A 10,215-nucleotide genomic window follows, 5' to 3' on the forward strand; every position below is an offset into this window, starting at 1 on the left:
GCCCCCTGGAGGGCACCGCCCCCACCCGCTTCGGCCTCACCTTCACGGCCCCGGACGAGGACGGCGTACGGCGTGAGTGCGTGGCGGAGTTCACGTGGGGGTTGCTGCAGCGGGTGGCGGTCGGCAGCGACGGATAGCACTGCTGCGATTCGGGGCGGGGGGCCTCAGAGCAGGTGATCCGCCTTGCCTGCCTTGATGTCCAGGATGAGTGTGCGGAGTGCCTCCCGGCTGTCCGTGAGGTGGTGGTCTTCGGCGCCGGCTATGGCGATGTAGGCGTTGCCGTTGTCGTCGGTACCGAGGCGGAAGCAGCTTGCTCCCTCGCCGCAGAACGGCTCTTCCCATGTGATCGTGTCGTGGTCCACTGGGCGTCTCCTCACAGCTCGTTGGCGATCTCACGGATGAAGTCACGCGACGCCTCGGGCGCCAGAGCGATGCGCTCCATCCAGTCCAGATGGGCACGGTACTTCTCCAACTGCGCCTCGCCACCCAGGAATTCCGGACCATGCGAGCTGTCGACCTGCGCGGTGTCCAGTTGGAGTACGGGACCTCCGAGGTAGTTGACCGTCTGCCCGGCGCCGGGGAACGTCCCCGCGGCGAAGGGAATGACAAGAAGGCGCACGGACGGCCGCTCGGACACCGTCAGCAGATGCTCCAACTGTGCGCGTGCCACCTTGCGCCCACCGAACTGCATACGCAGCGCAGCCTCGTGCACGACACCGACGTACTCAGGCGGGTTCTCGCCCTCCAGCACCTGCTGACGCTCGGCGCGGAAAGCCAACCGCAGAGCGATCTCGTGCTCGGGCAACGACGGCAGCACGGCCCGGAAGAGCTCAAGCGCATGGTCGCTCGTCTGGAACAGGCCGGGGACATGCGCCGTGTGCGCCGTCCGCATCCACACCGCGTAGGACTCCAACTCGGCGATGTCCAGGAGCCCGGAAGAGAGCGAGCCCCGGTACCGCTCCCACCATCCATGCCCGTTGGGGCGGGCCATGTTCACCAGCGCATCCACATACGCCTGGTCCGAGCAGGCGCAGTTGCAGGCGAGAGTGCGCAGCCGCTCCGGGCTGATGGTTCGGATTCCCGTCTCGATGTTGGAGATCTTGGCCCGGTCCAGCCCGAGGAGCCCAGCGGCCTGGTCCGCTGACATCCCGGCGGCCGTCCGCATCTTGCGCAACTCACTGCCCAGTCGCCTCTGACGCTCCGTGGGTGCCGTCCTCGGTGGCATGCCGTTCCTTCCGCGTGCGGTCCTGTGCAGTCTGCCGCTCCTGGTGGCAGCGAGCCACGAACGGGTCAATCTCTTCACTCAAGTGGCAATGTAACCAGATGTCGCTCTACGTTTAGTAACGCACAAGCTACACGGAGCAGTTGTCAGTGCATCGCGCGAGCCTGCCTGCGTACTCCTCCCCTGGCAGGGGCGAGCCCGCACCAGGGAGTGGAGCCGCCGACTGTCCCCACCCACCGCTCAAACTCACCCGGAACGGAGATCACCCATGCCCGACCCCACCCCCTGGGAATGCCGCCTGCAACTCCCCAACGACCCCCGAGCCTCCTACATCGCCCGCCACACCATCCGCACAGCCCTCCTCGGTTACGCCCACACCCCCGAACTGGCCGACACGGCGGAGCTTCTGACCTCGGAACTGGTCTCGAACGCCGTCAAGCACTCCGACGGCCCGGTCACCGTCAGGCTCTGCTCCCACACCGGCGCCGTACACGTCGGGGTCATGGACAACCACCGCGAACTACCCGACCCGCTCCCCTGCACCACAGACCAGGACTTCGGCCGCGGCCTGTACTTGGTGGAAACCCTGGCCGATGCCTGGGGGCGCTACCCGCTCACCACCCGCTCCCGAACACCCGGCTGGAAGGTCGTGTGGTTCGAACTGTCCGCGGCAGCAACGCCCCAGCGCCCGGCCGCGTCCACAGGGGTGGTGTACCAGCCGAAGTGCGACACATCCAGAAGATGTGTCGCACTTGCGGACTCCCCTGCCGACGAAGTGCGGGGCCGCTATCTCGCCTGCGGAGTAAAGAAGTAGCCAGCTCGGCCCCTCGCGGACGACCATGCAACGCATGACTGACCAACCCGCACGATGGAGCCAGGCCACCGTCTACCCCGACATGTGGGCCGACCCGGACGACGACCCCCGCGACAGGGATGGAGCCGGTCCGGAGGGCGAACTCGCGACGCTGCAGGAGTTCCTGAAGGACTACCGCACGACCCTGCGGATGAAGTGCGAGGGCCTGGACGCTGAGCAACTGGCCCGTCGGTCGGTTCCGCCGTCGACGATGTCACTGCTCGGCCTGCTCCGCCACCTCGCCGAGGTGGAACGGGACTGGCGCAACTGGATCACCGACGGTGATCCGCTGCCGAAGCTGTACGGCGAGCGCGACGCGGACTTCGACAAAGCTGTCGCCGACCAGGCCATGGTCGACGCCGCGTACTCCGATCTGGCGCGCGAGCAGGCCGCGACCGACGCCGCGCTGGCCGAGCACCCGGACCTGAGCGAGCGTCTGGGGAAGGACGGGACCTCGGTGCGGGAGCTGATGGTGCACAGGGTCGAGGAGTACGCCCGCCACTGCGGCCACGCCGACCTGTTGCGCGAGTGCATCGACGGAAGGGTCGGCCAGTGACGAGGGTCAGGGGCACATCGTCCGCCGAAGACACACGCCGGATCGCCAGGGTTGCGGTGAACGATAATCCGGCTCAACCGGATCGCTACTGAGGTTTCCGGCCCGGGGCGACGGTGATCTCGCTGGCGGGCGCCCCGGTGTCATGCGGTATCCCGATGGGGGCGGCCTGACCGCGAAGCAGCGGGCCCAGCGGGAGCAAGTCCGGTTGAAGGGCGTCGAGTTGTTTGCGCGAGGGGGCGCCGCCGCGGTCGCGCGGCGATTACGGCCCGACCAGAGCCATCAGCGCAGTCTCCCTGGAATCCGCGTACGCCTGGCGTGCCCGTCGGCAGGAGGGCGGCGCTGAGGCACTGTGATCCAAGGGGCCGTCGGGCCAGCCTTCGCGGATGACGCCGGACTGCGGGCCTGGCCGGCCGGCGAGCGAGAGAAGGGCCCCCAGCCCACGGCCGGGCCCCGCCGGAGGGCGCGATGCAGCAGTCCGCCCACGGTGCCGACTCGATGCAGGTGCTGCACCCCGAGCCCGTCGACGAGGTCGGCTCCGGGCCCGACCCGGAGAGGTACCGCGAGGGCGGGATGGGGCGGGCACACACCCTGACGCCCCACCACGGCTGACACGGCGAATCGCGTGGTCGGCGATGCTCAGCCAACAGTTCGACCACCCGTGGGAACCGGAATCCGCAGGGGCTCTCCGCAGCGGCCAGTTCATCATCCTGACGATGTCCCTGCTTCATTCTTCCGTCGCCGCGATGTTGATGAACGCGTGTTCAGTCCCCCATGAACGCGCGTTCATGGCGCGTATCGGAGCTACTCGCCGCGCTGAGCGGCAAGGAACCGGAACGGAAGACATCGATGCGCAAGACCATCACCGCCGCTGTGGCGGTGCTCGCCACTGGACTCATCGCCACGGGGTGTACCTCACCGTCCACGACCGCGACGGCAGGGACGGACGCCCCCGAGACTCTCGTGGTGTACAGCAACTCCGTGTCGGACGGACGTGGTGACTGGCTGAAGAAGGAGGCGGACATCGCCGGGTTCAAGCTCCGGCTCGTGGACCTCGGCGGCGGTGACATCCGCAACCGGCTGCTCGCCGAGAAGGCCAACCCGATCGCCGATGTCACCTTTGGTCTGAACAACGTCTACTTCGAGAGCCTGAAGAAGGCCAAGGTCCTCGACGCCTACACCCCGTCCTGGGCCGGGAAGGTGGACGCCTCGGCGGGCGATGAGGCCGGCAAGGAGTACTGGCCGATCGTCCGCGAGCCGGTCATGCTGGTCTACAACAAGGCCGCGTACACCAAGCCGGACCAAGCGCCTTCGGACTGGCCCGACCTGTGGACCAAGAAGCAGTTCGCCAAGCGGTACGAAGTGCCCTCCGACCTCGGCGGAGCCACCACGCAGATGGTCCTGGCGGGCATCCTCAGCCGCTACCGCGACGACAAGGGCGACCTCGGCGTCAGCCAGGCCGGGTGGGACGCGGTCAAGGCGTACTTCCAAGACGGCGTCCCCGCGGTCCCCGGCACCGATCTGTATGCGCAGATAGCGGCAGGCAAGGTCGACGCCGGGCAGATGTGGCTGGCCGGCAAGGCCACACGTGAGCAGCAGTACAAGGTGTCGACCGAAGCCGCGCACCCGAAAACCGGTGTCCCGATGGTCGTCCAGCAGGTCGGACTCGTGAAGGGCACGAAGAAGTCCGCCGAGGCGAAGAAGTTCATCGACTGGTTCGGCAGCGCGAAGGTCCAGGCTGCCTGGTCCAAGCAGTTCCAGACCGTGCCGACGAACAAGGACGCGCTGGCCCAGGCCGATCCGGCCGCCGTCAGCGCGACGGACTCCTTCACCGAGCAGGCCATCGACTGGGCGTTCGTGGCCCAGCACCTCGACCAGTGGATCGAGAAGATCGAGCTGGACTACCTGGCGAACTGAAGCCGTGCCGCGCGGGGCACCCGCCCCGCGCGGCCGCCCACCCCTGGCACACCGCCCCATCCGGCACACCCATGCCCCTCAAGACCAGACCCGAGGACCCACGTGATCATCTTTGATGGCGTGACAGTGAAGTTCGACAGCTTCACGGCGCTGCCCGCCTTCTCTCTCCATGTCAGGGAGGGGGAGTTCTTCACGCTGCTCGGCCCCTCCGGCTGTGGCAAGAGCACCGCACTGCGCGCGCTCGCCGGCTTTGCCGACCTCAGCGCCGGCGACATCCACGTGGCGGGTCGGAAGATCACCCATCTGCCCAGCGGCAAGCGCGAGGTGGGCATGGTCTTTCAGAACTACGCCCTGTTCCCGAGCATGAACGTGAGGGAGAACATCGCCTTCGGCCTGAGGGTACAGAAGCTGTCCAAGGCCGAGACCGACCGCCGGGTGAACGAGATCGCCGAGCGGGTCGATCTGTCGCAGCAGCAGCTGGACAAGCAGGTCGCGGAACTCTCCGGCGGCCAGCAACAGCGGGTGGCCATCGCCCGCGCTCTGGTCCTGCGCCCCAAGGTCCTGCTGCTCGACGAGCCGCTGTCCAATCTCGACGCCAAGCTGCGCCGGCAGCTGCGCGTGCAGCTCAAGGAACTGCAGGGCCAGTTCGGCATCACCACCCTCTACGTCACGCACGACCAGGACGAAGCCCTGTCGATGAGTGACCGCATCGCGGTACTCGACCAGGGCCGCATCGAGCAGATCGGCACCCCGCGGGAGGTCTACGAGCGCTCGGCCACCGAGTTCGTGTGCACCTTCGTCGGCGAGGTGAACCGGCTCAGCCCCGCCATGGTGGGCACGCTCGCCGCAAGCGGTGCCTCCGGCCTCGACGTCGACGCACCCACGTACGTGCGGATCGAGAAGGTCAAGGTGGCCCGTGCCGGTGCCGGTGCCGGTGCCGCGTACGCAGGAATCGCCGTGCCCGCGACGGTGGAATCGCACACCTACCACGGCATGCACGACGTCTGCCGCCTGCGCGCCGAGCACGGCAGCCTCAGGGCGGTGCTGACGGGGCACGACGGCTGGCATCCCGCTGCCGGGGAGCAGGTCGACCTCGTGATCGATCCGGCTTCGCTCCTGCAGTACCCGGGATCAACGGGCGTCTTCGCGGCGGCGGGAGCGGGACGGTGAACGGCTCCGCGCGGAGGATGCTTCGCTCGCCGCTGGTCCTGGTGACCGGCGCGGTGCTGCTCTGGTTCGTCTTCGCCTTCCTGGTCTTCCCGAACCTCGTCATGCTGAGGGAGATCTTCTTTCCGGACGGCTCGTTCAGTACGCGCGCCTTCGCCAAGCTGTGGTCCTCGGACCGGGCCCGGGCCTCGCTGCGCAACAGCTTCCTGCTGGCCGCGGTCCTGTCCGTCACGGTCAACGTCGTCGGCGTCTTCATCGTCCTCGCCACCCGCTACTTCGCCCTGCGCGGCGCCCGTCTGCTGTGGCTCGGTTACGCAACCACCCTGGTCTACGGGGGAGTCGTGGCCGTCTCCGGCTACACCTTCGTCTACGGTGAGCACGGCTTCGCCACCCGTCTGCTCCTGGACATCTTCCCGGGCATGGATCCGGCGTGGTTCTCCGGTGGGCCGGCTGTGGCGGTGGTGATGACCCTCACCGGCACCAGCCACCACTTGCTCTTCCTCACCTCGGCCCTGGCCCGGGTGGACCACCAGACCGTCGAGGCCGCGCAGCAGCTCGGCGCCTCATCCTGGCGAATCCTGCGCCAAGTGGTGCTTCCGGTACTCAAGCCCACGCTGTTCGCCGTGACCGTGCTGACCTTCCTGGGCGGGCTGACCGCCTTCGCGGCCCCGCAGGTCCTCGGCGGACGGGACTTCCAGACGATCACGCCGATGATCCTCACCTTCGCGGGAATTCCCTCCTCCCGCGACCTCGCCGCCACCCTGGCCGTCGTCCTCGGCGTGGCCACGCTGATCCTGCTCACGGTCCTCAACCGCATGCAGGCGGGCGGGACGTACTTCTCCGTCTCGAAGGTGCCCTCGGCGCTGCGCAGACAGCGGATCACCAACCCGGTGGCCAACGCCGTCGTGCACGTCCTGGCCTACGCCCTGTTCGCCGTCTACCTGATCCCGCCGCTGCTGATCGTGGTGTTCTCGTTCACCAACGCCTCGACCATCGCCTCGGGCCGGATCACCCCGGGCAGCTTCACCCTCGCCAACTACCGCCAGGTGCTGACCGACGCGGCCTCCTCCTGGCCGTTCGTGGTGAGCATCGGGTACGCGGCCGTCACCGCGAGCGTCGTCATCGTCCTGATGCTGTTCGTGGCCCGGGTACTGCAGAAGTACGTCAACCCGGTCACCGTCGCCGTGGAGTACCTGCTGCACATCCCCTGGATGCTGCCCAGTACGCTGACCGCACTCGGGTTGGTCATCACCTACTCCGTGCCCCGGGCCATGGTCGGGGACACGGTGCTGACCGGCACGCTGGCGCTGCTCGCCATCGCCTACATCGCGGCGAAGATCCCGATCACGCTGCGCATGCTCAAGGCGACCTACGCGGGCATCCCGGACAACCTGGAGGAGGCCGCCACCCTGCTCGGCGCGAGCGGCCCGCACACCTTCCGGCGCGTCCTGCTGCCCCTGGTGCTGCCCACCGCCGCGGCTGTCAGCGCGCTCAACTTCAACAGCCTGCTGGACGACTACGACACCTCGGTCTTCCTCGCCCACCCGCTGTACGAACCCCTCGGCATCGCCATCCAGAACGCCACCCGCAGCGAGGGCACCAGCGACAACACCGCCTTGACCCTGGTCTACGCCGTGCTCCTGATGGCCGTCTCCGGCCTCGCGATGTGGTTCGTCTACGGCCGCCGCGCCGCCAGCCGGCGCACCGCGCGACGCGACCGGCCGAGTACCGCCCACCCCACATCTGCCGCAGACGCGGACGCCGCCTCCCTCACCCGGCCCACCCCCACCGCCTCACACTGAAGGACCCACAAGAACACCATGTTCGGTCACCCCCGATACCAGGACATCAACGCGCTGCTCAACACCGACCTCGCGCAGCGCACCCCGCTCATCTGCGTGCACCGGGGCACCGGGCTCGGCAATGTGCCGGAGAACACCGCCGACGCCATCACGGCCGCGCTCCGCCAGGGCGCCGACATGGTCGAGTTCGATGTCATCCGCTCAGCGGACGGAGTCTTCTTCGTCTTCCACGACGGCCTCGAGCAACACGCCTTCGACCGCGCGGACGACATCCGCGCGCTCGGCGCCGAGGAGATCCGCGCGCTGCGCTACGGCTGGAGCGACCGCGCTGCCGGCCCCTCCGAACTCGGCGACGTCTTCGCTCGCTTCCGCGGCGAGACGCTGTTCAACGTGGACCGTTCCTGGTGGTACTGGGACGAACTGCTTCCCTTCGCCGACCGGTTCGACATGGCCGGGCAACTCGTCTTCAAGAGCCCGACCGATGACCAGTGGCTGGACAAGCTGCGCCGACACCCGGTCAAGTACCCGTTCGTGCCGATGGTCCACTCCCGCGCGGACCTCGACGCCGTCCTCGACTACCCGGACATCAACCTCGTCGGTGTCGAACTCATCGCGCGCCACGCGAAGGACGAACTCGCCGACCCCGCCGTCATCGCCGAGATGCACCAGCGGGGACTGCTGTGCCTGCTCAATGCGATCAACCTTCCCGACGGCGTACCGCTGTACGCCGGGATCGACGACCACACGTCCGTCGTGGGCGACCCGGACGACGGATGGGGCCGGCTCATGGAGATGGGCGCGGACATCATCCAGACCGACTGGCCCGACCTGCTCGGCCGCTACCGGCACCGGGTCCGCGGTACCGCCGTGCGCGAGTACGGCACGTGGGGGCGACCGGCGCCTGCGCAGCAGCGGATAGGCTGACCAGGTGGCACCGAGCATGGACAACGAAGCCCCCTCACCCCTGAAAGTGACCATGGCGGCGGTTGCCGTGGAGGCCGGGGTCTCACGGGCGACGGCCTCGCGGGTCTTCTACGGTTCGACGCCCGTGGCCGAGCACACCCGACAGGCCGTCTACGCGGCCGCGGAGCGGCTCGGCTACGTTCCGAACACCATGGCGCGGTCACTGGCCGCGCGCGGCTCCGACATCCTCGGCCTGCTGGTGCGCGCCCCCGACAACCCCGCCTACGGTCTGCTCTTCAGCGAACTGCAGGCCAACGTCAGCGGCGCCGGCCTGCAGATGGTCACCGTGGCGCCCTCACGCAACGAGGGCGCGCACTTCGAACGCCAGGCGCTCAACCGGCTGCTCGGGCTGCGCGTCGGCGGCATGTTCGTCGCCACCGGCGTCATCAGCGCGGGGATGCTCGAACCCTTCCTCGATCTGGTGCCAGTCGTGGTCGTCGGCCGACCGGAGTCCCACCCCGACATCCACGGCGTCTCCTACGACGAGGACCACAACGCCGACCTGCTCGCCCACGCCGTGGCAGCGGCGGGCCACCGCAGCGCCGCGGTGGTGGTGCCCGAGCACTCGGTCTCCGAGCACCGGCGCGGCGCGGCGATGGCGCGGGGGCTGACCGAGCGTGGGGTACGGGTGCACCAGGTCTCCTCGCCCACCTTCGGCAGCCAAGGCGAGGGCGGGCGCGAGATCGTCGCGCTGCGCCGTGCGGGCCTGATCACCGCCGCGATGTTCCCCTCGGACTTCAGGCTGCTGGCCTTCCTGCCGCTCGCGCAGGAAGCCGGTCTGAGGGTGCCGGAGGATCTCTCGCTCACCGGCTTCGACGGCATCCTGCCGGGCATCGACCTGCTGGGCTTCACCACCGTCCGCATCCCGGTGGAGGACGCAGCCCGCCGGGCCGTCGAAGTGATGCGGGCCCAACTCGAGGAGCGGACCCGGCCCCGGCACGAACTGCTCCCGGGGACGCTGATCCGTGGCCGCACTCTGGGACCGGCGCCCACACTCCGCTGAACAGGCGGGTGTTGTGGGGCGTCCGGGTGCTGCCTCCGCTGAGCCCGCTGCTTCGCAGGAGCTCGGCCGGGGACGGAATCCAGGGCTCCAGGTCCGGGTGGGGCACCTTGTCCGCGTCGTACGCCGTGCCGGGGGCGAGGACCGCTCCCTTGCGGCTGGCGTGCAGCAGCCGCCCGCCGAAGTACTGCAGCGCCCGCTCACCGGTGACGTCGATGCCGCGCATGTACGGCTGCACCATCGCGGTGAACCCTTCCGCGTGCATGCGCGCGAGGTGCCGTACGGCCGTCTCCTTGTCCGCGGGCGTGTAGCGCGCGGCGTACCGGGCGCCCGCCCCGGACGTCGGCTTCACGACAGATTCTGCGGCCCTGTCATCTGCGTACCCGGATGAGGACGGCGGCAAGGCGGAGTGCCAAGGATGGTGATTGGCAGATTTGGGCCAGCTCCGACGGCCGTGAAGAGGCCGAGAGCGGCCCAAATCCGCCAATCCCGCGACGGACTCCTACCGCCGACGCCACCACTGCTCAACTTGGAAGCAGTTCCCGCACGTCGTCCCGCCACCGCGGAAAGCACCTGACCAGCGGCGACAGCGAACCGCAACTGGAGTGGTACTAGGGCCTGTACGGAGTCGTGATCACCTGCTGGTACAACTCTCGTGTGGCGAGGCGTGAACTCAGCGACGACGAGTGGGCGTTGGTCGAGCCGTTGCTGCCGATCGGCGCCTGTGGCCCCTATCCG

10 protein-coding genes and 2 pseudogenes are annotated in these 10,215 nt (G+C 68.7%); 9 read left to right on the forward strand and 3 right to left on the reverse strand.

Features of this window, described 5'->3' with window-relative positions:
* Positions 1-164: 164 nt before the first annotated feature.
* Both FPZ41_RS41295 and FPZ41_RS41300 read right to left on the reverse strand, forming a co-directional pair.
* Entirely contained in the window at positions 165-362 is a 198-nt protein-coding gene (locus FPZ41_RS41295) for a hypothetical protein (RefSeq protein ID WP_322621382.1), read from the reverse strand.
* A gap of 11 nt (positions 363-373) precedes the next feature.
* Complete coding sequence (locus tag FPZ41_RS41300) at positions 374-1,225, reverse strand: helix-turn-helix domain-containing protein (RefSeq protein ID WP_152869357.1); 852 nt, start codon at positions 1,223-1,225, stop codon at positions 374-376.
* A gap of 265 nt (positions 1,226-1,490) precedes the next feature.
* On the opposite strand from FPZ41_RS41300, the gene FPZ41_RS41305 reads away from it, so the two are divergent.
* From FPZ41_RS41305 to FPZ41_RS41335, 9 genes and pseudogenes are all read left to right on the forward strand, one after another.
* Entirely contained in the window at positions 1,491-2,036 is a 546-nt protein-coding gene (locus tag FPZ41_RS41305; protein ID WP_152869358.1) for an ATP-binding protein, read from the forward strand.
* A gap of 25 nt (positions 2,037-2,061) precedes the next feature.
* Positions 2,062-2,631 (forward strand): DinB family protein, encoded by a 570-nt coding sequence (locus tag FPZ41_RS41310; RefSeq protein WP_152869360.1) that lies wholly within the window; start codon positions 2,062-2,064, stop codon positions 2,629-2,631.
* Between the two features lie 142 nt (positions 2,632-2,773).
* Positions 2,774-3,064: pseudogene (locus FPZ41_RS50660) on the forward strand (IS630 family transposase); the annotation flags it as partial.
* A 32-nt stretch (positions 3,065-3,096) separates the two neighbouring features.
* Positions 3,097-3,240, forward strand: a complete 144-nt coding sequence (locus tag FPZ41_RS47570) for a hypothetical protein (RefSeq protein ID WP_194236398.1) — start codon at positions 3,097-3,099, stop codon at positions 3,238-3,240.
* A gap of 162 nt (positions 3,241-3,402) precedes the next feature.
* On the forward strand, positions 3,403-4,545 hold the full coding sequence (locus FPZ41_RS41315; protein ID WP_228023348.1) for an extracellular solute-binding protein: 1,143 nt from the start codon (positions 3,403-3,405) through the stop codon (positions 4,543-4,545).
* A 120-nt stretch (positions 4,546-4,665) separates the two neighbouring features.
* Positions 4,666-5,715, forward strand: coding sequence for an ABC transporter ATP-binding protein (locus FPZ41_RS41320; RefSeq protein WP_322621383.1), 1,050 nt, complete (start codon positions 4,666-4,668; stop codon positions 5,713-5,715).
* Positions 5,712-7,514 (forward strand): ABC transporter permease, encoded by a 1,803-nt coding sequence (locus FPZ41_RS41325; RefSeq protein WP_322621384.1) that lies wholly within the window; start codon positions 5,712-5,714, stop codon positions 7,512-7,514. The genes FPZ41_RS41320 and FPZ41_RS41325 overlap by 4 nt, the downstream gene beginning before the upstream one ends.
* A gap of 18 nt (positions 7,515-7,532) precedes the next feature.
* Entirely contained in the window at positions 7,533-8,438 is a 906-nt protein-coding gene (locus FPZ41_RS41330; RefSeq protein WP_152869364.1) for a glycerophosphodiester phosphodiesterase family protein, read from the forward strand.
* Between the two features lie 16 nt (positions 8,439-8,454).
* Positions 8,455-9,480, forward strand: coding sequence for a LacI family DNA-binding transcriptional regulator (locus tag FPZ41_RS41335; RefSeq protein WP_152869366.1), 1,026 nt, complete (start codon positions 8,455-8,457; stop codon positions 9,478-9,480).
* A gap of 58 nt (positions 9,481-9,538) precedes the next feature.
* On the opposite strand, the pseudogene FPZ41_RS49110 reads toward FPZ41_RS41335, so the two are convergent.
* Positions 9,539-9,844, reverse strand: a pseudogene (locus FPZ41_RS49110) (hypothetical protein); the annotation flags it as partial.
* Positions 9,845-10,215 lie beyond the last annotated feature (371 nt).

Origin of the sequence: Streptomyces acidicola, assembly GCF_009377235.1 — a bacterium.
GTDB classification, from domain to species: domain Bacteria; phylum Actinomycetota; class Actinomycetes; order Streptomycetales; family Streptomycetaceae; genus Streptomyces; species Streptomyces acidicola.

Excerpts from the sequence above, each read along its gene's own strand:
- FPZ41_RS41300 (WP_152869357.1), bottom strand. The coding sequence starts at position 1,225 with ATGCCACCGAGGACGGCACCCACGGAGCGTCAGAGGCGACTGGGCAGT.
- FPZ41_RS41305 (WP_152869358.1), top strand. The coding sequence starts at position 1,491 with ATGCCCGACCCCACCCCCTGGGAATGCCGCCTGCAACTCCCCAACGAC.
- FPZ41_RS41310 (WP_152869360.1), top strand. The coding sequence starts at position 2,062 with ATGCAACGCATGACTGACCAACCCGCACGATGGAGCCAGGCCACCGTC.
- FPZ41_RS47570 (WP_194236398.1), top strand. The coding sequence starts at position 3,097 with ATGCAGCAGTCCGCCCACGGTGCCGACTCGATGCAGGTGCTGCACCCC.
- FPZ41_RS41315 (WP_228023348.1), top strand. The coding sequence starts at position 3,403 with ATGAACGCGCGTTCATGGCGCGTATCGGAGCTACTCGCCGCGCTGAGC.
- FPZ41_RS41330 (WP_152869364.1), top strand. The coding sequence starts at position 7,533 with ATGTTCGGTCACCCCCGATACCAGGACATCAACGCGCTGCTCAACACC.
- FPZ41_RS41335 (WP_152869366.1), top strand. The coding sequence starts at position 8,455 with ATGGACAACGAAGCCCCCTCACCCCTGAAAGTGACCATGGCGGCGGTT.